The 21394-nt window shown below is 65.2% G+C and carries 22 protein-coding genes and 2 tRNA genes; 16 read left to right on the forward strand and 8 right to left on the reverse strand.

What is annotated here, in order from left to right; all coding sequences use genetic code 11:
* Nucleotides 1–10 precede the first annotated feature (10 nt).
* The gene (locus L0U83_RS10670) at nucleotides 11–1231 is read right to left on the reverse strand and encodes a transglycosylase SLT domain-containing protein (protein WP_233882504.1); all 1221 of its coding nucleotides are present in this window, start codon (nucleotides 1229–1231) and stop codon (nucleotides 11–13) included.
* 651 nt (nucleotides 1232–1882) lie between these two features.
* Between L0U83_RS10670 and L0U83_RS10675 the strand changes: the two genes are divergently transcribed.
* The 3 genes from L0U83_RS10675 (at nucleotide 1883) to L0U83_RS10685 (ending at nucleotide 5847) form a co-directional block, all read left to right on the forward strand.
* The gene (locus tag L0U83_RS10675; protein WP_233882506.1) at nucleotides 1883–3460 is read left to right on the forward strand and encodes a UbiD family decarboxylase; all 1578 of its coding nucleotides are present in this window, start codon (nucleotides 1883–1885) and stop codon (nucleotides 3458–3460) included.
* 157 nt (nucleotides 3461–3617) lie between these two features.
* Complete coding sequence (locus tag L0U83_RS10680; protein WP_233882508.1) at nucleotides 3618–5090, forward strand: NAD-dependent succinate-semialdehyde dehydrogenase; 1473 nt, start codon at nucleotides 3618–3620, stop codon at nucleotides 5088–5090.
* A gap of 82 nt (nucleotides 5091–5172) precedes the next feature.
* Nucleotides 5173–5847, forward strand: a complete 675-nt coding sequence (locus tag L0U83_RS10685) for a LysE family translocator (protein WP_233882510.1) — start codon at nucleotides 5173–5175, stop codon at nucleotides 5845–5847.
* Between the two features lie 146 nt (nucleotides 5848–5993).
* Here the strand turns inward: L0U83_RS10685 and L0U83_RS10690 are convergent, their stop codons facing one another.
* Nucleotides 5994–6311, reverse strand: coding sequence for a hypothetical protein (locus tag L0U83_RS10690; RefSeq protein ID WP_233882512.1), 318 nt, complete (start codon nucleotides 6309–6311; stop codon nucleotides 5994–5996).
* Between L0U83_RS10690 and L0U83_RS10695 the strand changes: the two genes are divergently transcribed.
* Nucleotides 6289–6591 (forward strand): hypothetical protein, encoded by a 303-nt coding sequence (locus L0U83_RS10695; protein ID WP_233882514.1) that lies wholly within the window; start codon nucleotides 6289–6291, stop codon nucleotides 6589–6591. The two genes, L0U83_RS10690 and L0U83_RS10695, sit on opposite strands and share 23 nt — an antisense overlap.
* 145 nt (nucleotides 6592–6736) lie before the next feature.
* Here the strand turns inward: L0U83_RS10695 and L0U83_RS10700 are convergent, their stop codons facing one another.
* Complete coding sequence (locus L0U83_RS10700) at nucleotides 6737–7174, reverse strand: hypothetical protein (protein WP_233883947.1); 438 nt, start codon at nucleotides 7172–7174, stop codon at nucleotides 6737–6739.
* A 324-nt stretch (nucleotides 7175–7498) separates the two neighbouring features.
* On the opposite strand from L0U83_RS10700, the gene L0U83_RS10705 reads away from it, so the two are divergent.
* The 5 genes from L0U83_RS10705 to trmB all read left to right on the forward strand — a co-directional run bounded on the left by L0U83_RS10705 (nucleotide 7499) and on the right by trmB (nucleotide 10248).
* Nucleotides 7499–7819 carry an EthD family reductase gene (locus L0U83_RS10705; RefSeq protein WP_233882516.1) on the forward strand — a complete coding sequence of 107 codons (321 nt, stop codon included), beginning with the start codon at nucleotides 7499–7501 and terminating at the stop codon, nucleotides 7817–7819.
* A 105-nt stretch (nucleotides 7820–7924) separates the two neighbouring features.
* Nucleotides 7925–8488, forward strand: coding sequence for a YggT family protein (locus L0U83_RS10710; RefSeq protein ID WP_028205241.1), 564 nt, complete (start codon nucleotides 7925–7927; stop codon nucleotides 8486–8488).
* A gap of 120 nt (nucleotides 8489–8608) precedes the next feature.
* A tRNA-Gly gene (locus tag L0U83_RS10715) sits at nucleotides 8609–8683 on the forward strand.
* 234 nt (nucleotides 8684–8917) lie between these two features.
* On the forward strand, nucleotides 8918–9142 hold the full coding sequence (locus L0U83_RS10720; RefSeq protein WP_233882518.1) for a hypothetical protein: 225 nt from the start codon (nucleotides 8918–8920) through the stop codon (nucleotides 9140–9142).
* Nucleotides 9143–9465: 323 nt separating this feature from the next.
* Nucleotides 9466–10248 (forward strand): tRNA (guanosine(46)-N7)-methyltransferase TrmB, encoded by a 783-nt coding sequence (gene trmB, locus L0U83_RS10725; RefSeq protein ID WP_233882524.1) that lies wholly within the window; start codon nucleotides 9466–9468, stop codon nucleotides 10246–10248.
* 64 nt (nucleotides 10249–10312) lie between these two features.
* On the opposite strand, the gene L0U83_RS10730 is transcribed toward trmB, so the two are convergent.
* The 3 genes from L0U83_RS10730 to L0U83_RS10740 form a co-directional block, all read right to left on the reverse strand.
* Nucleotides 10313–11167, reverse strand: coding sequence for an undecaprenyl-diphosphate phosphatase (locus L0U83_RS10730; RefSeq protein WP_233882526.1), 855 nt, complete (start codon nucleotides 11165–11167; stop codon nucleotides 10313–10315).
* A gap of 88 nt (nucleotides 11168–11255) precedes the next feature.
* Nucleotides 11256–11843, reverse strand: coding sequence for a DUF1439 domain-containing protein (locus tag L0U83_RS10735; protein WP_233882529.1), 588 nt, complete (start codon nucleotides 11841–11843; stop codon nucleotides 11256–11258).
* Nucleotides 11844–11923: 80 nt separating this feature from the next.
* Entirely contained in the window at nucleotides 11924–12235 is a 312-nt protein-coding gene (locus tag L0U83_RS10740) for a YkgJ family cysteine cluster protein (RefSeq protein WP_233882531.1), read from the reverse strand.
* 248 nt (nucleotides 12236–12483) lie between these two features.
* On the opposite strand from L0U83_RS10740, the gene hemN reads away from it, so the two are divergent.
* From hemN to L0U83_RS10755, 3 genes are all read left to right on the forward strand, one after another.
* On the forward strand, nucleotides 12484–13869 hold the full coding sequence (gene hemN / locus L0U83_RS10745) for an oxygen-independent coproporphyrinogen III oxidase (RefSeq protein ID WP_233882541.1): 1386 nt from the start codon (nucleotides 12484–12486) through the stop codon (nucleotides 13867–13869).
* 109 nt (nucleotides 13870–13978) lie between these two features.
* A tRNA-Leu gene (locus L0U83_RS10750) sits at nucleotides 13979–14063 on the forward strand.
* 206 nt (nucleotides 14064–14269) lie between these two features.
* Nucleotides 14270–14491: a hypothetical protein gene (locus L0U83_RS10755; protein ID WP_233882543.1), complete on the forward strand. Its 222-nt coding sequence runs from the start codon at nucleotides 14270–14272 to the stop codon at nucleotides 14489–14491.
* Between the two features lie 21 nt (nucleotides 14492–14512).
* On the opposite strand, the gene poxB is transcribed toward L0U83_RS10755, so the two are convergent.
* Entirely contained in the window at nucleotides 14513–16231 is a 1719-nt protein-coding gene (gene poxB, locus L0U83_RS10760; protein ID WP_233882545.1) for a ubiquinone-dependent pyruvate dehydrogenase, read from the reverse strand.
* Nucleotides 16232–16496: 265 nt separating this feature from the next.
* Here poxB and L0U83_RS10765 point away from each other — a divergent pair, with 265 nt between their 5' ends.
* Nucleotides 16497–17204 carry a pseudouridine synthase gene (locus L0U83_RS10765; RefSeq protein WP_233882546.1) on the forward strand — a complete coding sequence of 236 codons (708 nt, stop codon included), beginning with the start codon at nucleotides 16497–16499 and terminating at the stop codon, nucleotides 17202–17204.
* Nucleotides 17205–17359: 155 nt separating this feature from the next.
* On the forward strand, nucleotides 17360–17548 hold the full coding sequence (locus L0U83_RS10770) for a hypothetical protein (RefSeq protein WP_233882547.1): 189 nt from the start codon (nucleotides 17360–17362) through the stop codon (nucleotides 17546–17548).
* A gap of 34 nt (nucleotides 17549–17582) precedes the next feature.
* On the opposite strand, the gene L0U83_RS10775 is transcribed toward L0U83_RS10770, so the two are convergent.
* Nucleotides 17583–18665: an NAD-dependent epimerase/dehydratase family protein gene (locus L0U83_RS10775; RefSeq protein WP_233882551.1), complete on the reverse strand. Its 1083-nt coding sequence runs from the start codon at nucleotides 18663–18665 to the stop codon at nucleotides 17583–17585.
* 142 nt (nucleotides 18666–18807) lie between these two features.
* Here L0U83_RS10775 and L0U83_RS10780 point away from each other — a divergent pair, with 142 nt between their 5' ends.
* Nucleotides 18808–19839, forward strand: a complete 1032-nt coding sequence (locus tag L0U83_RS10780; RefSeq protein ID WP_233882553.1) for a CDP-6-deoxy-delta-3,4-glucoseen reductase — start codon at nucleotides 18808–18810, stop codon at nucleotides 19837–19839.
* 355 nt (nucleotides 19840–20194) lie between these two features.
* Nucleotides 20195–21379, forward strand: a complete 1185-nt coding sequence (locus L0U83_RS10785; protein ID WP_233882555.1) for an acetylornithine transaminase — start codon at nucleotides 20195–20197, stop codon at nucleotides 21377–21379.
* Nucleotides 21380–21394: the final 15 nt, after the last annotated feature.

Here is a 21394-nt window from a genome sequence, read left to right on the forward strand (position 1 = left end):
AGCTAGAGGCTCAAGCGCCCAATTCGGGCGAACCGTGCTTCTGGGCCGTCGTGCTCGTGCTGGCGTCGTCCTGATCGGAGCCGCTGTTCGCCGACGACTTCTCGACGATCGCGTGGGCGCTGTCGAGCGTCACGTGCACGCGCTTTTCGCCGTTGACGCTCGCCACCTTCTGCGACGCAGGCGAGCTGGCCGTGGTCGTGGCGGGCGCCTGCGGCGCGTTGATCGGCACGTTGCGGCCGCGGGCGACGTCGCGCAGACGCCCGCGCTCGGCCATCACCTTGGCGCCGTAGCCGCCGTCGTCGGGCGAGCTCGAACCGACGTAGAGGCGCAGGCCACCCGGCAGCGAACCGCCGCGCGCGATGCAATCCTTGAGCACCAGCGCACCGACCTTGATGTTCGCGAGCGGATCGAGCGCCGCGCGCTGGCCGCCGAAGTACTGGAACTTGTCCGAATGGACCTTCGACATGACCTGCATGAGGCCCTTAGCGCCCACACCGCTTTCGGCGTACGGGTTGAAGCCCGATTCGATCGCCATCACGGCGAGCAGCAACAGCGGATCGAGCCCCACTTCGCGGCCGGTATCGAACGCCGCTTTCACGAGTTCGCCGACCGGCTCCTGCGCCACACGGTATCGACGCGCCAGATAGGTCGCGACGAGCGCCTGCTCGCGCGCCGAGATGAGCGCACGGTCGTCGCGTGCGTCAGGCGTGATGCGTTGGGGCGGAATCATGCGCGCCAGCGAGCCGACACTGGTGGGCAGCGCACGCGGATCAAGGCCGTTGAGCGTCACGGCGTCGAGCGTGGCGATTCCGCCGTTCGACACCGAGTTCGCGACCTTTGCGACTGTGCCGTTGGAGCCAGCGGGCGAAACGCCCGTGGCGCCGGCAGGGCCAGTCGCACCGGCATCGGGCGCGAGCGCCGTGGGCAGCATCGCGCCGTCGGCGTTGTCGTCGGCGGTCGCGACACCAGGGGGCGCGAACGAGGGCAGCGGGTTGCCTTGCAGCAGACGTGCCGGGCCGGCCTGTACCGCCGCAGAGACGAAGGGCATCACGCGAGCGGCCAGCGTGCCGCGCCACGTGGGCAGCAGCCAGACGGCAACCGCGAGCACAACGGCACAGCCGCCAACAATGCTGAACAGGTGATGGCTAAGGCGCGTGCCACGACGCAGCAGCGCACGCAAGCCAAGAGCTACACGCTCGTCGGCGCGCCACCACGATAACCAGGTATTCATCTACAGATCTCCCCATGTTGCATGATCCGGCAGTGGGGTCGGCACGAGGCAGACGGCCAATAGCAGGATCAAGACACCGCGCGCCCTGGCTGGTGCGGCAGCGATGTCGGGAAAACGGCAAGTACGCCGTGGGTGGAACTCCTCCTGGACAACCAGGCACGCAATATGCGCGCGCCGGGAGTTCTCACGCGAAAAGCCAGCACGAAGGTGCGCTGACGAGGACAACCAATCTAGACCGTATGCAAGCCGTGCAGGGGTTCGGCAAAACGGCGACGCGTTGCGTCTGAAGGGCCGGGAAGGTGGTTAAAAATTTCAAACCCTGCAACCAGTGTGGACGGATTCTAGCAGCCTGTTATAGATCGTCAATACTATAGAATGTCAAATCTATAACTAATTGTAATGATGAACACCGTTCAATCGGTCGGAAACCACGCGGCAAGGGGGTCTGCGGCTTGTTATGCGGATTGGCTACCTGCGTGCGTCGGCCAACACAGGTAAAATCGACAATCGTTACGCCGCGTTTCGTCCGGCTTCAAGCGCCGGCCGCGAACTGCAGTCGCCCTGCAACCGCCGCACAGCTGCCGAATCCGGCCCCGTAGTGGCCGCGCGAGCCGGCCGAGTTGCCCACTGAGTTGTCCACGACTGGCCCCAATGAAATACAAAGACCTGCGCGACTTCGTTGGTCGCCTGGAGACGCTCGGCGAATTGCGCCGCGTCCCACAAGCTGTCTCTCCGGTGCTGGAAATGACCGAGCTGTGCGACCGCGTCCTGCGCGCCGGCGGCCCGGCCCTACTCTTTGAGAACCGTTCCACGCACGCGTTCCCGGTCCTCGGCAATCTGTTCGGCACGCCCCGGCGCGTCGCGCTCGGCATGGGCATCGACGCGCCGGAAAGCGGCGGCGACGGCGCCGCGCTGGAGTCGCTGCGCGACGTGGGACGCCTGCTCTCGGCGCTCAAGGAGCCCGAGCCACCGCGCGGACTGAAGGACGCAGGCAAGCTCCTCACGCTCGCCAAGGCAGTCTGGGACATGGCGCCGAAGACCGTGAGCGCGCCACCCTGCCAGGAGATTGTCTGGGAAGGCGACGACGTCGATCTCGCGAAGCTGCCGATCCAGACCTGCTGGCCCGGCGACGCCGGCCCGCTCGTCACGTGGGGCCTGACCGTCACGCGCGGCCCCAACAAGACGCGCCAGAATCTCGGCATCTACCGCCAGCAGCTCATAGGCCGCAACAAGCTCATCATGCGCTGGCTCGCACATCGCGGCGGCGCGCTCGACTTCCGCGAGTTCGCGCTGAAAAACCCCGGCAAGCCGTATCCCGTGGCGGTCGTGCTTGGCGCTGACCCCGCGACGATCCTCGGCGCCGTCACGCCGGTGCCCGACACGCTCTCCGAATACCAGTTCGCGGGCCTGTTGCGTGGCGCCCGCACCGAGCTTGCAAAGTGCCTGACGCCCGGCGTCGACACCCTCCAGGTGCCCGCGCGCGCCGAGATCGTGCTCGAGGGCTTCATCTACCCGCAGGCGGGCGAGCCCGGCCCCGCACCCGCCGGCGCGCCGCCACGCCCTGCCAAAGGCGCGAGCGCCGCGTACGAGCACGCGCTCGAAGGCCCCTATGGCGACCACACGGGCTACTACAACGAGCAGGAGTGGTTCCCCGTCTTCACGATTGAGCGCATCACCATGCGCCGCGATGCGATCTACCATTCGACCTACACGGGCAAGCCGCCCGACGAGCCCGCGGTGCTCGGCGTGGCGCTCAACGAAGTGTTCGTGCCGCTCCTCCAGAAGCAGTTTCCCGAGATCACCGACTTCTATCTGCCGCCTGAGGGGTGCAGCTACCGCATGGCGATCGTGCAGATGAAGAAGAGCTACCCCGGGCACGCAAAACGCGTGATGTTCGGGGTATGGAGCTTCCTGCGCCAGTTCATGTATACAAAGTTCATCGTCGTGGTCGACGATGATGTCGACATCCGCGACTGGAAGGAGGTGATCTGGGCGATCACCACGCGTATCGATCCGGCGCGCGACACGGTGCTCATCGAGAACACGCCGATCGACTATCTCGACTTCGCTTCGCCAGTGGCCGGACTCGGCTCGAAGATGGGGCTCGACGCCACCAACAAGTGGCCTGGAGAGACGGATCGGGAATGGGGCCGCGCAATCGAGATGGACGCGGCCGTGAAGACGCGCGTCGATCGCCTCTACGACGAACTCGGCCTTAGCCGCAGCTAGCGCGCCGCGCCTCGCGACCCGGCGTTACCCGGCGTGGTGCCTCGGGCGCCACGCCGGCCAATTGATCCGCGACGCCTTTTCGCGACGCCGCGCTTACCGCGTCACGCCTCGTGCACGGCATGAGCCGCGGCGCCAGTGAACCTGAGGAGACTCGAAGATGAGCTTGCCCGCATCGGAGCGCCTGACGCAACTGAACGATCCCGCCCTCTTCAAGACCCGCGCGTACATCGACGGCGAATGGAGCGGAGGTGCGGCCACGTTCGCCGTGCTCGACCCCGCCGACAACACCGAGATCGCGAGCGTGCCGGACTTCGGCGCCGATGAAGCGCATCGCGCCATCGGCGCCGCGAATGCCGCGCTGCCGGCGTGGCGCGCAAAAACGGGCAAGGAACGCGCGGCGGTGCTGCGGCGCTGGTTCGACCTCGTGATCGAGCACGCCGACGACCTCGCCGCGATCATGACCGCCGAGCAAGGCAAGCCGCTCGCCGAAGCGCGCGGCGAAGTGATATACGGCGCGTCGTTCCTTGAGTGGTTTGCCGAAGAGGCCAAGCGTGTGAACGGCGATGTGCTCGCGAGCCCCGCCAGCGACCGCAAGCTCGTCGTGCTCAAGCAACCCATCGGCGTGTGCGCCTCGATCACCCCGTGGAATTTCCCGATCGCGATGATCACGCGCAAGGTCGCGCCAGCCTTAGCCGCGGGTTGCACGATCGTCGTGAAGCCCGCCGAGCAAACGCCGCTTTGCGCACTCGCGCTCGCCGAGCTGGCGCAGCGCGCGGGCGTGCCCAAGGGCGTGTTCAACGTGGTCACCGCCGACTCGGCGAACTCCATCGAGATCGGCAAGGCGCTGTGCGAAAGCGATATCGTGCGCCATCTCTCGTTCACCGGATCGACGCCCGTTGGCCGCATCCTCATGGAGCAGTGCGCGCCGACGGTCAAGAAAATCGCGCTAGAACTCGGCGGCCACGCCCCCTTCATCGTGTTCGACGACGCCGATCTCGACGCCGCCGTGGAAGGCGCGATGATCTCGAAGTACCGCAACGCGGGCCAAACCTGCGTCTGCACGAACCGCTTCTATGTGCACGACAAGGTGTATGACGCCTTCGTCGAGAAACTCGCCGCCGCCTCACGCAAGATCAAGGTGGGCAACGGCTTCGAGGATGGCGTGAGCCAGGGGCCGCTGATCGACGACGCGGCCGTCGCCAAGGTCGCGCAGCACATCAGCGATGCAACGGCCCAGGGCGCGAGGCTCGTGGCGGGAGGCAAGGTCAGCGCGGGGCGCTACGTCGAGCCCACCGTGCTCGCCGACGTCACGCGCGACATGCTGATCGCGCGAGAGGAAACCTTCGGCCCGGTCGCGGCGGTGTTGCGCTTCAGCGACGAAGCCGAAGTCATCGGCCTCGCCAACGACACCGACTTCGGCCTCGCCTCCTACTTCTACAGCCGCGATATCGGTCGTGTCTGGCGCGTCGCGGAAGCGCTCGAGTACGGCATGGTCGGGGTCAACACCGGCCTCATTTCGAACGAGGTCGCGCCGTTTGGCGGTGTGAAGCAATCAGGTCTCGGGCGCGAGGGTTCGAAGTACGGCATCGACGAATATGTCGAACTGAAGTATCTGTGCATCGGCGTTTGAAGCACGTTTGAACCGCGACGCCCGCTTTCTCGCATGCGGGCGTATGCGGCACGCAGTCCCATACCAACAAGAAATCGTTTTCATGTCTCACATTTCCCTGCTTTCCGACGGCTTTTTCCTGTCGCTTTCGCTTTGCCTCGACATCGGTCTCGTCAACGTCGCCATCATCTCGCTCACGCTCACGCACGGCTTCCGCCCGGGCTTCTGGCTTGGGCTCGGCTCGTGTTTCGGCGACCTTATCTATGCCGCGCTCGCGCTTGCGGGCATGGCCGCGCTGCTGCAGTTTTCGGCCGTGCGGTGGATCGTGTGGATCGGCGGCTCCGCCCTTCTGCTCATGCTCACGTGGAAGATGGCACGCGAAGCGCTCAATCCGGCGTCGGCGCCGCCCGTGGAAGGCGAAGCCGACAATGCTGCGCCGCTGCCCAACCCATGGCGCAGCTTCGGGCGCGGCGTGGTTCTCGCGCTCTCGTCGCCGAGTGCAATTCTCTGGTTTGCCGCTGTCGGCGGCGCGCTCATCGCAAAGTCGGGGGCGACGAGCGCCAGCGCGGCCTCGCTCTTTCTGCTGGGCTTTTTCGCGGGCGGCCTCGGCTGGACCTTGTTTCTTTGCGGACTGGCCAGTCACGGCCGCAAACGTGCCGGCACCGGCCTGCTGCGCGCCTGCCACGTGCTATCTGCGCTGCTGTTCGCGTATTTCTCGTACAGCGTGATCGTGCACGGCTATCGCGACCTGATCCTGCAGGGCGCGGGCGCGACGTAATACGCGTCAGGCGCGCAGCGAGCTAGCGCGCGGTGCCGTGCGGGCGGTGAAAGCGGACGCCAAAAACAAACAGCGCAACGCGGCGTGAGCCGGCGTTGCGCCGTTCGTGAAACTTGCGGCCGGGCGGCGTGCGCCGCCCGTCACGCTCAATGACGGTAGTAGCCGTGGCCATAGCCGTGGCCGTAGTACCCGCGGCCGTAATAGCCGCCGCGGTAGTACCCGTGATGCCAGTACGGATTGCCGTAGTAGCCGCCAACGACGACGGCAGGCGGCGGCGCGTACACCACCGGCGGCGGCGCATAGACCACGGGCGGGGGCGGTGCGTAGACCGGCGCAGCATAGACGGGATAAGCCGGGGCAACCGGAATGCCAATGCCGATACCCACCGAGACGTGCGCCTGGGCCGCGCTGACGAACCCCACACCCAGCGCGGCGGCAACGATGAACGATACGGTCTTTTTCACTTCTCTTCTCCTGGCGGCCGCCAGCGGCGACGCGCATGTAACGGGCACTGCCCACACATTCAATGTATCGAAAACGGCGGCCGTTATTGGTAGCCATTTGTTTCGAATTGCAATGCTATTTGGGGGGCGCTTAATTGCGCGTCAAGCCAGGCGGGTGCGGCTGTCGCGAAAAATCGCCGCACATGCGCGCGGTCACGACGCCATTCGTTACAAAAACCAGGGCGCTGTCATTGTTACCGGCGCGAGGGCATCGGGAGGCAAACCTCCCGGTAATGTTTGATTACAAATTGGTTGGCCGGGCTACGTTCGAACCACAGCCGCGGGCGCGCGGCGAGGCTGTAAACGACGATGCCCGGTCCTGGAACCGGGCATCTCATCCGACCAGCCGGCGGCGCACAAACCGCCGCCCTGGAACACACTCTCCGCTATCCGACCTTCACGTAGGTGAACTCGCGCGTGACGTTCGGTGGCACATAGGCGCCGCTGATGCGAACGCGCGGAGTCAGGCGCTTCTTCTGATCCCACCAGCGGCGGCGCTGAAAGGGCGTGAGAAACCGCAGATGCTTTCGGTAAGCGAAGATGCTCATGGTGAACTCCCCGAATCGGACTACCGACAGGAACAAACCCAATTGCACGACTGCAACAGCGAAACCGAAACGATGAAAAGTATTGTGCTCAGATTCCGCGACAAAATTGGCAGTGTTGCGAGATAGCGTCACGAGCGCCGTATATTCGCAGCGCTCTGTTCGTCGCTGCTTCCCCGTGCTGGGTTTGGGCGCTGCACACAGATGCGCCCGCCAGACACCAGCAGAAATCGTGCCGCGCCAGGCTACCGGACACGACATCGCGCCCGTCAGTGTCATTTGTAGTCGTACTGTCGGCGCCCGATCGGTACGAAAGCGAACATACGCGCGCCGCGCGGCTACGGCGCAACACTCGGCTCATGGGCGCCTGTCCGACGCGGCCTATCGGAAACACTGTAGCCGTTCGCGGAAAAGCCTGCGGCGAGTGCAGCCATTTTGCGCGGCGCGCACGCCAGAAATAGCGGCGGCTGCCGCGCGCCAGGCCCGCGAAGCAGCATCGCCCACGGATACTGGCGAGGCGTAAGCCGTGTTAATGTGGCGACGGCGCGCGCATCGCTACGGCACGCAACGCGCGCCCATCGGACTCACCGACGAGAACGCACAATGATCAAGGTCAGCATCCTCTATCCGTATCGCGAGAACGGGCGTTTCGATTCCGAGTATTACTGCACGCACCACATGCCGCTCGCGGCGAAGCTCTTTGGCGAATCGCTCAAGGGCTGGTCGGTCGACATCGGCATCAATGCGGGGCCGCCGGGCACGCCGCCGCCGTACGTCGCGGCTGGCCACTTTCTGTTCGAGACGATGGATGCGTTCTACGCGGTGTTTCAGCCGAATGCCGACACACTCCTCGACGACATTCCCAACTACACCGACGGCGGAAATGGCACCATTCTGATCAGCGAGGTCAAGGTGTCCGTCTGACGTGCTCCGCTCGGACGACTGGGACGAGCGGATCTTGACTAGACCTTTCATCGGCCGCCACACGCCAGACGCGCCGCCACCCAACATAAGAAGGAAACAATACCGATGTTCGGCGATATCGCCCGCTTTCTGCTCAATACGGTCTTCACGCTGTTTGGCGCCGCCCTGCTGCTGCGCGCCTGGCTCCAGTACGTGCGTGTGCCGCCGTACAACCCCGTGACCCACGCGATCCAGCAGGTCACCAACTGGCTGGTGCTGCCGCTGCGGCACGTGATCCCCGGCGTGCGCGGCATCGACTGGGCAAGCGTGGTCGCCGCGCTGATCGCGGCCATTGCCTACGTGCTGCTGATGGTATGGATCGCGGGCGTGGACCCATTGGGTCTTTTGCCGACGCTGCTCATCGTTGCCGTGCTCACGCTGGTGAAATGGGCGCTCAACCTGCTGATCTGGCTGACGATCCTGATGGCGCTGCTCTCGTGGCTCAATCCGCGCTCGGCGGCGATGCCGGTGCTATTCCAACTGACGGCGCCGTTCCTCAACCCGCTGCGCCGTATCCTGCCGAACCTGGGTGGCCTCGATCTTTCGCCGATTCTGCTCTTCGTGATCGTGCAGGTGCTGCTGATGGTGGTCACGCGCGCAGCTGTTTCGCTCACGCTGTTTGGCATCTGACTCGCACCAGAGGAGCTATCCGCGCACGCTCTAGTGCACCCGGCGGCGCGCTCGGCGCGCCGCGTCGTTTGACCGCGTCATTGCGCAAAACGGCCAAGACCGCGTAAAATGACGCGCTCTGCGGGCGTCGTATAATGGCCATTACCTCAGCTTCCCAAGCTGATGACGTGGGTTCGATTCCCATCGCCCGCTCCACGTCGGCTTGCCGACCTCTCTTCGAGGCTTGGGCTTTCGAATAGCGCCCCTCCCGGGACGCCCTGCCCGCCCGACCGGCACATGCCGGGCACGACCTGAATTCCTCCGTTGCACAATGCACACTGGCGCTCCTCGGGTCATCCCGCACGCGCCGCGAGCAGGTCTGCCGACAAGCATTTCGCACCACTGCCGCATAACGACTCGCTGCGCGCCCTCAGGCGCACCAGCCCACCGATGGATCAATTTTTCATGTCCCGGCCGAGCGCGATCGCCCTGATTGTCCGCTCGCGCAAAGCCCTTCTCGCCGACGCCGACGAGCGCCCATCCGCCGAAGCCGAGCGCCTGCGCGCCGCGGCCGCCGACCTCACGCGCCTCATGTTCGACGTACGCGCCGGGCGTGTGAACGCATTCGAGTTGAACGAACCCACGCGCACGCAGGTCGTCGTTTCAGCCGATTGAGCGTCACAGCGAGGAGCAGCGGCCGCGCCTCGGCCGCCAGAGCCGTGCGAGTGCGCTGATATATAATGCGCGACGGCTTCGGAGCCGCTGAGCTTCGAGCGCGCCGCGCCCGCCCTGCCGGGCCGAAGGTCACCGCCGATTCCAGCGAACGCAAAGCGGCCCACAAGGCGTCCGGCCACGCCGGCCCGCCTCGCGCACGGCAATATGCGGCCCGGATAGCCCGCGAATTGGCCGGCACCAAGGGCCGGCACCGAGCCGAAGGCACAGCCTGCCCCGATTATCGACAGCCGCGAAGTCCGCCGCTCTCACACCTACCCGCGAAGATGAATCACGATCCCAACGACGCCGCCCGTCCCGACTGCAAGCCGTCAGACGCACAAGACGCCGCCTCCGACACGAACGCGCAATCCGAGGCGTCCGCCAGCGACGCGCTGCACCACCGCCGCATCCGCAGCTTCGTGACCCGCGCAGGCCGCGTCTCCACCGGCCAGCGTCGCGCGCTCGACGAACTCGGCCCGCGCTTCGTCGTGCCCTACGCGCCGCAAGCCGCCGACTGGGACGCCGTGTTTGAACGGCACGCGCCGCGCATCCTGGAGATCGGTTTCGGGATGGGCGCGAGCACGGCGGAAATCGCGGCATTGCGCCGCGAAGACGACTTCCTTGGCGTCGAGGTCCATGAACCCGGTGTGGGAGCGCTACTGAAGCTGATCGGCGAGCAGAATCTGGAGAACATTCGCATCATCCAGCACGACGCCGTAGAAGTGCTCGAACACATGATCGCGCCGGCGAGCCTCGACGGCGTGCACATCTTCTTCCCCGATCCGTGGCACAAGGCGCGCCACCACAAGCGCCGCCTGATTCAGCCGAAGTTCGTCGCGCACCTCGTCTCGCGCATGAAGCCGGGCGCGTACCTGCATTGCGCAACCGACTGGCAGAACTACGCCGAACAGATGCTCGAAGTACTCAACGCGGAACCCGCGCTCGAGAATACGGCCGCCGACTACGCGCCGCGCCCCGACTACCGCCCGGTGACGAAGTTCGAGCGCCGCGGTTTGCGGCTCGGTCACGGCGTGTGGGATCTCGTGTTCCGCCGCCGCGCGGACTGAAACAGAGACTGAGAAGCACGCAGAAAAACGGGCGCCGTGATGTTACGCGGCGCCCGTCGTGTTTTTAGTCATCCCAGCCGAGGCCGCCGCCATAGCCGAACAGCAGGATCACAAGACCGAAAGCAATCCGATACCAGGCGAAGGCGGTGAAGTCGTGCGACGCGACGAAGCGCAGCAGCCAGCGCACGCATGCGAACGCGCTCACGAACGCGGCGACGAAGCCGACGCCGAAGAGCCCGAGCCAGTCCGCGGAAAGCTCGTGCCAGCTCTTGTACAGCTCATAAACGGTCGCGCCGAAGATCACGGGAATCGCAAGGAAGAACGAGAACTCAGTTGCGACGCGACGCTCGAGGCCGAACAACATTGCGCCGATGATGGTCGAGCCCGAGCGCGACATGCCCGGAATCAGCGCGAAGCACTGCGCGCAACCCACCTTGAACGCGTCGAGCGGCGTGATCTCGTCGATCGAGTTCACGCGCGCGCTGCGTTGCGCAGCGACCGGCACTCCCTTCGGACCGCGCAGGCGATTTTCTACCCACAGGATGACGAGGCCGCCGCCAACGAGCGCGAAGGCTACCGGCACCGGCGCGAAGAGAACCGCCTTGATCGCCTTCTCGAACATCAGACCGAGCACGACTGCCGGAATGGTGGCGACGATCACGTTGAGCGTGAAGCGCCGCGCATCGGACCGCGAGGGCAACCCTACAACGACCTCGCCGATCTTGCGCCGGAACTCCCAGCACACGGCCAGGATCGCGCCAAACTGAATGACCACGTAGAAAGTCTTTGCATAGTCGCCGTCGAAATTGAGCAAGCTCCCGACGACGATCAGGTGCCCCGTACTCGAAACGGGCAGAAATTCCGTCAGCCCCTCGACGATGCCGAGAATCAAGGCCTTGCAGGTCAAAATCCAGTCCATTCCTTTTATCCCTCGTTCTTATGCGTCGGTCGCGGTGCGCACCACGCCACGCGACCGACAACGCCGCGTGCACTGGCGTTTCATCTGCTCACTTCTCGACGATCTGCACGCGTATGCCGTTTGTAAGGATGGTGATTGTACCGGGTTCGTAGTTGACTCCGGCAAATTGGAGCTGGTCGGGCTTGAAGGTGTAAACCGGATAGTTGTTGAGCAACTGGGTGGCGACGAGCGCGGCGACCGCACTCACCTGCGGCGCGTAGGCGGCGGCGTTGCCTGCCATGTCGACGCCATCGACCGAAGGCGAGCGCAGCACCACCGCGCGGCTCGCGCTGTCATAGGCGAGTTCGCTCGACACCGTGAATGCGCCGCTCACGGGCTGCTGCATCAACGGGCTTTCGAGGTGCGCGTCGAGCCGCACGGCCACGCGATTGCGATCGGGTTGCAGCGTCACGACAGGGTTCGTGAGCGAGACGTCGAGAATCTGCTGCATCGAGCGGTGATAAGGAAACTTGCGCTGCACCGCGTCCTGCACCTGCTGCTGCGAAAACGTGTAGTGATCGGGAATGAACGGGAAAATCCCCGTCGCACACGCGCCGAGCGACATCGCCGTACCCGCCGCAGCGCAGGCTGTGAACAGGAAGGCGCGCCGGGAAACGCGCGTTGCGGTGTGGACCATGCGAAATCTCCTTGGTTAGCCGGGTTTGACGCGCCGTCATTCTGGCGCATAACGGCCGGGCGACGCAGTTTGCGCCTGATTCAGCGCACGGCTGGCGTCTGCGATTGCGGTTGGGTTTGCGCCTCGAGACGCGTGAGCCAGACGATGGCCTCCTCGCGCGATGCCCCGCACATCTCGGGCTGCGGCTGCAGCCCCGAGCAGCATGCCGGGCGCAACGGCGAACCGAAGATCATGCAGCGCAGGTCCTCTCCGAGTTGAACGCAACGCACGCCGGCCGGCTTGCCTGCGGGCATGCCCGGAATCGGGCTCGTAATGGACGGCGCGATGCAGCACGCGCCACAACCGGGACGACACGCATGCGCTGAGACATCGGCGGGAAAAACGGTATTCACTTCGGCTTCCTGGAACTTTGACAAATTGTGTCCGAGGCGCGGCGGGGATTGCGACACCGCGCGCGGCGACGGACCAGACGCATTGTGCCATCGCCCGCATGCGACCTTTTTACACAATCGCTTCCTCCTACCCGCTCGTACACTTTGTCCATCTGGCGCTGTAGGACAAGGGACAGGCCACCTGTGCGCGGCGCTCCGCGGCGCCGGGCGCTGCCCACCCGTGCGCCGCCCTTCCAAGTGAGCTTTGCATGAGCGACGCAGACCTGCTCTTTCGCCCCGACCTTCTTGCCAAATACGGCGCCAACGGCCCGCGCTACACGTCTTACCCCACCGCCCTGCAGTTCCGTGACGACTTCGATCCCGCCGACTACCGCCGCGCCGCTGCCGATCCGGGTGCGAGCGAAACCGATCTCTCGCTTTACTTCCACGTTCCGTTCTGCGACACCGTCTGCTTCTATTGCGGCTGCAACAAGGTCATCACGAAGAACCGCGGCCGCGCGAAGCCCTATCTCGCGCAGATGATCCGCGAACTGGAACTGCAGGCCGCCCTCTTCGACACGAAGCGCCCCGTTTCGCAACTGCATTGGGGCGGCGGCACGCCCACGTTTCTCTCGCTGGACGAAATGAGCGCACTCATGGCCGCTACGCACGAACACTTCGCGCTGCAGCCCGACGACACCGGCGAATACTCGATCGAGATCGACCCGCGCGAAGCCACGGCGCAAACCATCGCGCATCTGCGTTCGCTCGGCTTCAACCGGCTGAGCCTGGGCGTTCAGGACTTCGATCCGGTTGTGCAGAAGGCGGTCAACCGCATCCAGCCGCTCGAGCTGACCGTCGACGTCATGAACGCCGCGCGCGCAAACGGCTTCGAATCGATCAGCGTCGATCTGATCTACGGCTTGCCGCACCAGAACGTCAAAACATTCGGCCGCACGCTCGAGACGATGCTGCTGCTCGCGCCCGATCGCATCTCGGTGTTCGGCTACGCGCACATGCCGCACTTGTTCAAGATGCAGCGTCAGATGGACGAAGCCACCTTGCCCACGCCCGCGGAGCGCATGGCGCTATTGAGGCTCGTGATCGAGCAGCTCACCGAGGCGGGCTACGTGTACATCGGCATGGATCATTTCGCGCTGCCCACCGACGAACTTGCGCGCGCCCAGGCGCAACGCACGCTGCACCGCAATTTCCAGGGTTACAGCACGCGCGCCGACTGCGACCTGATCGGCTTTGGCGCTTCGGCGATCGGCAAGGTAGGCGACGTCTACGCGCAGAACGCGAAGGACCTGATCGGCTACGGCGCGGCCATTGGCGCGGGCAAGCTCGCGACCGTGAAAGGCGTGCGCCTCACCGCCGACGACCGACTGCGCCGCGACATCATCACGGAACTCATGTGCAATCTCGAACTGCGTTACGACGAGTTCGAGGCTGCCTACGGCGTGCGTTTTCCGGCAACCTTCGCGGCCGAACTCGAACGGCTGCGCGAATTTGAACGCGACGGGCTCGTCGCGCGCGGCGCCGACCGGCTCGAGGTGCTGCCCGCTGGGCGCATGCTGGTGCGCAATATCGCGATGGTGTTCGACCGCTACCTTGGCGCACAGCAGCCCGAACGGTTCTCGCGGACGATTTGAGGGCTCGCTGCCGCCGTGTGGTTGCCTGCGAGGGCGATTTGCGTCATAATCTCCGGCTACTTCGAGCGCTCGCATTTTTGCGCTCGGTGCTTGAAACAAGCAAGCACACGCCTCGGTGGTGAAATTGGTAGACGCGCCGGACTCAAAATCCGGTTCCGAAAGGAGTGCCGGTTCGATTCCGGCCCGAGGCACCAGAATACTTTCCGGCAAGTTTTAGCAACTTCGGTCGGAATCCTGAAACCCGCGAAAGCTCATGGCTTCGCGGGTTTTTTGTTGTGAGCTTGAATCCGGCATGCCCTTCTTTGGACGAAGATCAAGCCTCCTGCGGATGTCGCGTGCCTCGCCGCACCCCGCTGCTATCGTTATCGATGTTATTGAGATAGCAAACCGGGAGAGCACGATGGACCGCATATTCATGTCACGAGAGGAAGCCATACGCATCCTCATCGAGGCCCACGAGTCCCTTTCCGGACGCCCCGCAGCGACGCTGATCAAATCAGGCGACGACAGATCCGCCAGGCTCGAAGTGCTGGACCGGTTGCTGCTCGACGTGCGCGCTGGCCGGGTCGATGAATTTCGCACCAACCCCGAGGACAGCACCTGCGTCTCGATCACTGACTGACGCAGGTCCGCCGCACGAGCCTCAGCGCAAATTCGTCTGCGCCAGCTCCACCACTTCGTCCCCGCGCCCGCTCAACACCGCGCGCAGCATGTAGAGGCTGAACCCCTTCGCGTGCGCCCACTGCAGCTTCGGCGGCATGGCCAGTTCGTGCTTCGTCGTCACTACGTCGACGAGCGCGGGCCCTGCGTGCGAGAACGCCGCGCGCAACGCCTCATCGAGGGCTTCGGACGTCTCCACGCGCACGCTGAAGAGGCCCGCACCTTGCGCGATATCCGCGAAGTTGGTCGCCGCCAGATCGGTGCCCGTCTCCACGTAGCCGCCGGCCTTCATCTCCATTGCGACAAAACCAAGCGAGCTATTATTCAGGACAACGATCTTGATCGGCAAATCAAGCTGGCGTGCCGTGAGAATGTCGCCGAGCAGCATCGAAAGGCCGCCGTCGCCGGAGAGCGAGACCACCTGGCGCCCGGCGTGCGCAGCCTGCGCGCCGAGCGCCTGCGGCATGGCGTTCGCCATCGAGCCGTGGTTGAACGAGCCGTGCAGGCGGCGCCGGCCGTTCATCGTCAGGTAGCGCGCGGCCCAGAGCGTGGGCGTGCCCACGTCGACTGCGAAGATCGCATCGTCCTCGGCGAGCGCGTCGACTCGCGACACCACATACTGCGGATGCAGCGGCTTGCCCGCGGCTGCCGGGCGCGCGAGTTCGTCGAGTCCTTTGCGCGCGTTCGCGTAGTGCTCGCGCGCACGTTCGATGAAGCGCCGGTCGGTCTTGCGCGTGAGCTTCGGCGTGAGCGCGCGCAGCGTTTCGCGCACGTCGCCGATGAGTCCGAGCGCGAGCGGCGCGCGCTTGCCGAGCGCGGCCGCGTCGCGGTCGATCTGCACGATGTTCGCGTGCTGCGGATAGAAGTTGCGATACGGGAAGTCGGTGCCGAGCATGACGAGCGTGTCGCACGACATCATCGCGTGGTAGCCCGAGCTGAAGCCGATCAGCCCGGTCATCCCCACATCGAACGGGTTGTCCCATTCAACGTATTGCTTGCCGCGCAGCGCATGCACCGTCGGTGCGCCTAGCGCGTCAGCGAAGGCCACCACTTCGTCATGCGCGCCCTTGCAGCCGCTTCCGCACAGGAGCGTCACCGCCTCGGAACGGTTCAGCAGCACGGCGAGCCGGTCGATATCCGCCGACGAAGGCAAGGTCGCCGGACGCGCCGCCTGGGCCCATGCCGGCTCCTCGTCAGACGCTTCCAGAAGCGCCACGTCGCCAGGCAGCACGATGACGGCGACGCCCTTCTGGTCGATCGCCGTGCGCAGCGCGGTATCGAGCACACGCGGGAACTGCGATGCGTTCGTCACCAGTTCCACGTAATGGCTGCACTCGCGGAAGAGTTCGGTCGGGTGCGTCTCCTGGAAATAGCCGAGGCCGATTTCCGTCGACGGAATGTGCGCCGCGATAGCGAGCACCGGCGAACGGTTGCGATGGCAGTCGTAGAGACCGTTGATGAGATGCAGGTTGCCTGGCCCGCAACTGCCCGCGCACACCGCGAGCCGGCCCGTCGCCGCGGCTTCGGCGCCCGCCGCAAAGGCGGCGACTTCCTCGTGGCGCGTATGCATCCAGCGGATCGTGCCGAGCTTGCGCAGGCTCGCCGACAACCCGTTCAGGCTGTCGCCCGTCACGCCCCAGATGCGCTCGACACCGACTGCCTCGAGCGTTTTCGCCAAATGATCCGCTATTGTCTTCGCCATGGTGTTCTCCACGTGAGCCGTATGGCGCAGCGCGCGCACCGAGCCCGGGCGCTGCGCGAGAAGAAAATTGGGGAGCAGGTCTGCAGGCGTCCAGGTCCTGCAACCCGCCCGGACCCGCCGATACCTCGCGCTACGTTACGCCATCCGCCCGAAATACGCCGTCAAGCCGCGCGCAGTGCGTCGGCACGGCGGGCCTGGAGGGCGCGGGGCGCGGAACACGTCGCCACGGATAAAATACCCGGCTCTACGCTGTTCGCCGTCCGTCATGAATCTCGAAAGCATTCTCTTCACCCAGGGTTTCGGCTCACGCCGCCAATGCCGCGCGCTCATCGCCGACGCGCGGGTCGCCGTCGCGGGCGAGCCGTGCACCAACCCGCTCGCCACGTTCGAGACGGCGAACCTCGTCTTCAGCGTGGACGGCACGCCGTGGCCGTTTCACGAGCGCGCGTACATTGCGCTCAACAAGCCCGCGGGCTACGAGTGCTCGCGCGATCCGCAGCATCACCTGAGCGTGTTTCATCTGCTGCCGCCGCAGTTCGCCGAGCGTAATGTGCAATGCGTCGGCCGCCTCGATCAGGATACGACCGGCCTCTTGCTGCTTTCCGACGATGGACAGTTCGTCCACGCCTTCACGTCGCCCAGGCGCAAGGTGCCGAAGGTCTACGTGGCCACGACGCGCCATCCGCTCGATGAAACCCAGCTGAACGCACTGCGTGACGGCGTGCTGCTCCACGGCGAGCGCGAACCGAGCGCCGCCGTCGCCGCAAACGCACGTGCGGACCACGAGCTGGAACTGACCGTGCTCGAAGGCAAGTATCACCAGGTCAAACGGATGGTGGCGGCGGCCGGCAACCGGGTCGAGGCGCTCCACCGCGAGCGCATCGGCGGCTTTCCCCTGCCCGCCGGCCTGGCTCCGGGCGCCTGGCAGTGGCTCGACGCCGCCGCGCTCGACGCGTTGCGCAACAAGGGGTAAACCACCAGTGAGCGGCGCGAGCGCCCGCCGCTCAGTACGCCGACGCACCGATGCTTGCAAACATGCATCGTTTTCGCCGCGCCGCAGCATGTCCTTGCCGAGCTTCCGCCCTATACTCGTCTCAAGAACGATTACAAGTTGCAAGGAGGAGCATCATGATCATCAACGGCTCATTCGAAATCTCATTCGTGTTGATGGCATTCATGGCGCTTGGGGCGGTTCTGATCGGGGGCCTGCTCGCGTCGATGCATATGCGGCATCAGTATCAACCGAACCTCATCGGTGCGCTCATCGGAGCGCTATTGTGCTTCCTCCTGCTCGAAGCGCTGCCGGCCATCACGTGAACGGCACGCTTTGCGCCGCGCCGCCCGCCCGAAGTCACGGGTGCGGCGGCAGCGTGCGCAAGAACGCATCTACATCGGGATAACGCAAACGCACGCCCAGTTCGCGCTTCAGGCGCGTATTGGCGAGCCGGCGTGACTCGCGCATGAACGACAGCAAGACGGGCTCGAGTTCGCGCTCCGCCTCGGCGCGGCTCACGCGCGGCGCGCGAGCAAGCCCGAAGGCGTCGGCTACGCGGTCGAAATACTCGCCCATCTTCAGTTCGCTGTCGTCCGTTGCGTGGATCGCGCGCCCCGGGCGGCCAATTGTCGCGAGGCGCAGGAGAATCGCCGCGAGATCGTCCGCGTGGATGTGGCTCGTGTAGACGTCGTCGCTCGCGACGAGCGCCGGCGTGCGCTTCGCGAGCCGCGCAAGCGGGAGACGGTTCGCAGCGTAAATGCCGGGAATGCGCGCGATCGTGGCGCTCAGCGCACCGCGCGCCGTTGCGCGCCGCAGTTGCCGTTCGGCCGATACCCGACGTTTGGCGCGGGCGTTAGCGGGCTGCACCGCGCGGGTTTCGTCGATGCGCGCGCCGCCACAATCACCGTACACCCCCGTCGTGCTTGCGTAGACGAGTGTCGGGCGTTCGAGGCGCTTACGCCGGGTGCGGGAAAACCGCCGGATGCGCTCGGGTACAATAACGGATGCTCCATAGCCTGCGGCATCGCCGAAAGCGCTGCGGCGAATGCGGCCCACGAGAGAACGCAATGGGGGCCGCAATGCGCGCGGCGCCACACCGGCCAGCGCGGGCCGCGACACTGCGCGACGGCGCGCCGCAAGCGCTGCGATCAGGCGGCGCGTTCGCAGGTCGTCGTCGCCGGATTTTTGCGGCGGAGCGAGGTGCAGGACGGTGCCAGCCAGGCCCGCGATCCGCGCGAGGCTCGTGCGGGAATCGAGGTCGCCGTGCACCGGCGTTGCGCCCGCGGCCCGCGCCGCGTCTGCGCGCTCCGCACGCCGCGTGAGCGCAAAAACCCGCGCGCGGTCTGGCCGCTCGCGCAACTGGGCGACGCAGCGCAGGCCGACGTCGCCGCAACCGACAATCAGGATGCGCGCACGGCGCAAGGTTCGTGTGGCAATCATGGTGGAACCATTTTAGCGGCCCGGGCCTCGCGGCGAAGGCCGGCAAGAAAACGCGGACACTAGCCGGAAACTGCCCGCAAAGGGTCCGGAAGGGCCCGCGCCCGAATTCAACCCTCGGATACAGACTTACGCTTCCCTGAATATGGCTTTCAACGTAACGCTCAAGCAAAGCGGCCGGCAATTCCAGGTCGAACCCGACGAACCCATTCTCAACGCGGCGCTGCGCCAGGGCATCGGCCTGCCGTATGGCTGCAAGAACGGCGCGTGCGGCTCGTGCAAGGGCACGGTCTGCCACGGCGAAGTCGAGCAGCGCGCTCACGCGGCCTCGGCGCTGTCCAATGACGAAAGAACGCGCGGCATGGCCCTCTTCTGCTGCGCAACGGCGCAAACCGACCTCGAAATCGATATCCGCGAAGTGGCGGGCGTGGGCGACGTGCAGGTGCGCAAGCTGCCTACCCGCATCGCCGCCATCGAACGCAAGGCCGATGACGTCGTCATCCTCAAGCTGCAACTGCCCGCCAATGAGCGCCTGCAGTATCTCGCCGGCCAGTACCTCGAATTCATCCTCAAGGACGGCACGCGCCGCTGCTACTCCATGGCGAGCGCGCCGCACGAGGAAGGCCCGATCGAGCTGCACATCCGCCACATGCCGGGAGGCAAGTTCACGGACCACGTCTTCTCGCAGATGAAGGAGCGCGACATCCTGCGCTTCGAAGCGCCGCTCGGCACCTTCTTCCTGCGTGAGGAATCGGACAAGCCCATCGTGCTGCTCGCCTCCGGCACCGGCTTCGCGCCGCTCAAGGCCATCGTCGAGCACGCGGTCCACAAGAATCTGAACCGCCCGATTACGCTCTACTGGGGCGCGCGCCAGAAGAAGGATCTGTACCTGATGGATCTCGCCGAGCAATGGGCGAAGGACATCCCGAACTTCCGCTTCGTCCCGGTACTCTCCGAGCCCGCCGCCGACGACCACTGGACCGGCCGCACGGGCTTCGTGCACCGCGCCGTGATCGAGGATCTGCCGGACCTTTCGGGTTTCCAGATCTATGCGTGTGGCGCGCCGGTGATGGTCGAGTCCGCTCAGCGCGACTTCACGCAGCACCACGGCCTGCCCGAAGACGAGTTCTACGCGGACTCGTTCACGAGCGCCGCCGACCTCGCGAACGCCGTCTGAGCGTCGTGCGAGCGGGTCGTTGCGTGCACAATGCAATGGCCCGCATCGACCCGCAAACGAGCCGTCACGAAAAATTCTTCGGCCGATTGGAAAAATTCGGCACATTGACGGTTTACATCGCCATTCGGCTTGTCGTATTCTTGCGGCCATGAACTGCATCCTGTCCGCTCTCCGACGTCGCCGCTCGCCCCATCTTTAGGGCCTGGCTACTCGCGGACGCGCGTTGCACTTCTCAACGCACAGCAAGTTCGAATCACGAAAGCCACGGCCAGTCCGTGGCTTTTTGTTTTTCCGCCGTATCTTTTGCAACCCCGTTTTCAACCCTTTTTGCAGCCCCAACGCGGAGCCCGTTGCCATGAATTATTCCGAGTACCCGATCGAGTCGCTGATGTACATCACCAATCGGCCCGAAATCGTTTTCACGCATGGCAAGGGGTCGTGGCTCTACGACAACGAAGGCAAGCGATATCTGGACTTCATCCAGGGCTGGGCCGTCAACAGCCTCGGGCACTGCAACGAAGGCATGATCGAGGCGCTGGAGAAGCAGTCGCGCCTGCTCATCAACCCGTCGCCGGCCTTCTACAACGAGCCGATGGCGAAGCTCGCGGGCCTGCTCACCGAGCACAGCTGCTTCGACAAGGTGTTCTTCGCCAACAGCGGCGCCGAAGCCAACGAAGGCGCGATCAAGCTCGCGCGCAAGTGGGGCAAGAAGCATCGCGACGGCGCCTACGAGATCATCACGTTCGACCACAGCTTCCACGGTCGCACGATCGCGACGATGTCGGCGAGCGGCAAACCGGGTTGGGACACGATCTATGCGCCGCAAGTGCCGGGCTTCCCGAAGGCGGACCTGAACGATATCGCCTCGGTTGAAAAGCTCATCAACGCGAAGACCGTTGCCGTGATGCTCGAGCCGATCCAGGGAGAAGGCGGTGTCATTCCCGCCACGCGCGAATTCATGCAGCAACTGCGCGCGCTGACGAAAAAGCACGGCATCCTGCTGATCGTCGACGAAGTGCAAAGTGGCTGCGGCCGTGCGGGCACCCTCTTCGCCTACGAACTCTCGGGCATCGAGCCGGACATCATGACGCTCGGCAAGGGCATCGGCGGCGGCGTGCCGCTCGCGGCGCTGCTCGCGAAAAAGGAAATCGCCGTGTTCGAAGCGGGCGATCAGGGCGGCACGTACAACGGCAACCCGCTGATGACCGCCGTGGGCTATTCGGTGATCTCGCAACTGGTTGCGCCCGGCTTCCTCGAAGGCGTGCGCGCTCGCGCCGAGTATCTGCGCGAGAAGCTGCTCGAGCTTTCGGCTGAACGCGGCTTCCAGGGCGAGCGTGGCGAAGGCTTGCTGCGCGCGCTGCTGCTCGGCAAGGACATCGGGCCGGAGATCGTCGAGAAGGCGCGCCTCATGCAACCCGACGGCCTGCTGCTCAACGCCGCGCGTCCGAACCTGCTGCGCTTCATGCCGGCGCTGAACGTGACCACGCAGGAAATCGACCAGATGATGGCGATGCTGCGCACGATTCTCGACTCGCTGTAATCGGACGGAGCACGA

The organism is Paraburkholderia flagellata (assembly GCF_021390645.1).
GTDB lineage: Bacteria > Pseudomonadota > Gammaproteobacteria > Burkholderiales > Burkholderiaceae > Paraburkholderia > Paraburkholderia flagellata.

Coding starts and splice junctions, on each gene's coding strand:
- L0U83_RS10670 (WP_233882504.1), bottom strand. CDS start 1,231: ATGAATACCTGGTTATCGTGGTGGCGCGCCGACGAGCGTGTAGCTCTT.
- L0U83_RS10675 (WP_233882506.1), top strand. CDS start 1,883: ATGAAATACAAAGACCTGCGCGACTTCGTTGGTCGCCTGGAGACGCTC.
- L0U83_RS10680 (WP_233882508.1), top strand. CDS start 3,618: ATGAGCTTGCCCGCATCGGAGCGCCTGACGCAACTGAACGATCCCGCC.
- L0U83_RS10685 (WP_233882510.1), top strand. CDS start 5,173: ATGTCTCACATTTCCCTGCTTTCCGACGGCTTTTTCCTGTCGCTTTCG.
- L0U83_RS10695 (WP_233882514.1), top strand. CDS start 6,289: ATGAACGATACGGTCTTTTTCACTTCTCTTCTCCTGGCGGCCGCCAGC.
- L0U83_RS10700 (WP_233883947.1), bottom strand. CDS start 7,174: ATGACACTGACGGGCGCGATGTCGTGTCCGGTAGCCTGGCGCGGCACG.
- L0U83_RS10705 (WP_233882516.1), top strand. CDS start 7,499: ATGATCAAGGTCAGCATCCTCTATCCGTATCGCGAGAACGGGCGTTTC.
- L0U83_RS10710 (WP_028205241.1), top strand. CDS start 7,925: ATGTTCGGCGATATCGCCCGCTTTCTGCTCAATACGGTCTTCACGCTG.
- L0U83_RS10720 (WP_233882518.1), top strand. CDS start 8,918: ATGGATCAATTTTTCATGTCCCGGCCGAGCGCGATCGCCCTGATTGTC.
- trmB (WP_233882524.1), top strand. CDS start 9,466: ATGAATCACGATCCCAACGACGCCGCCCGTCCCGACTGCAAGCCGTCA.
- L0U83_RS10730 (WP_233882526.1), bottom strand. CDS start 11,167: ATGGACTGGATTTTGACCTGCAAGGCCTTGATTCTCGGCATCGTCGAG.
- L0U83_RS10735 (WP_233882529.1), bottom strand. CDS start 11,843: ATGGTCCACACCGCAACGCGCGTTTCCCGGCGCGCCTTCCTGTTCACA.
- hemN (WP_233882541.1), top strand. CDS start 12,484: ATGAGCGACGCAGACCTGCTCTTTCGCCCCGACCTTCTTGCCAAATAC.
- L0U83_RS10755 (WP_233882543.1), top strand. CDS start 14,270: ATGGACCGCATATTCATGTCACGAGAGGAAGCCATACGCATCCTCATC.
- poxB (WP_233882545.1), bottom strand. CDS start 16,231: ATGGCGAAGACAATAGCGGATCATTTGGCGAAAACGCTCGAGGCAGTC.
- L0U83_RS10765 (WP_233882546.1), top strand. CDS start 16,497: ATGAATCTCGAAAGCATTCTCTTCACCCAGGGTTTCGGCTCACGCCGC.
- L0U83_RS10770 (WP_233882547.1), top strand. CDS start 17,360: ATGATCATCAACGGCTCATTCGAAATCTCATTCGTGTTGATGGCATTC.
- L0U83_RS10775 (WP_233882551.1), bottom strand. CDS start 18,665: ATGATTGCCACACGAACCTTGCGCCGTGCGCGCATCCTGATTGTCGGT.
- L0U83_RS10780 (WP_233882553.1), top strand. CDS start 18,808: ATGGCTTTCAACGTAACGCTCAAGCAAAGCGGCCGGCAATTCCAGGTC.
- L0U83_RS10785 (WP_233882555.1), top strand. CDS start 20,195: ATGAATTATTCCGAGTACCCGATCGAGTCGCTGATGTACATCACCAAT.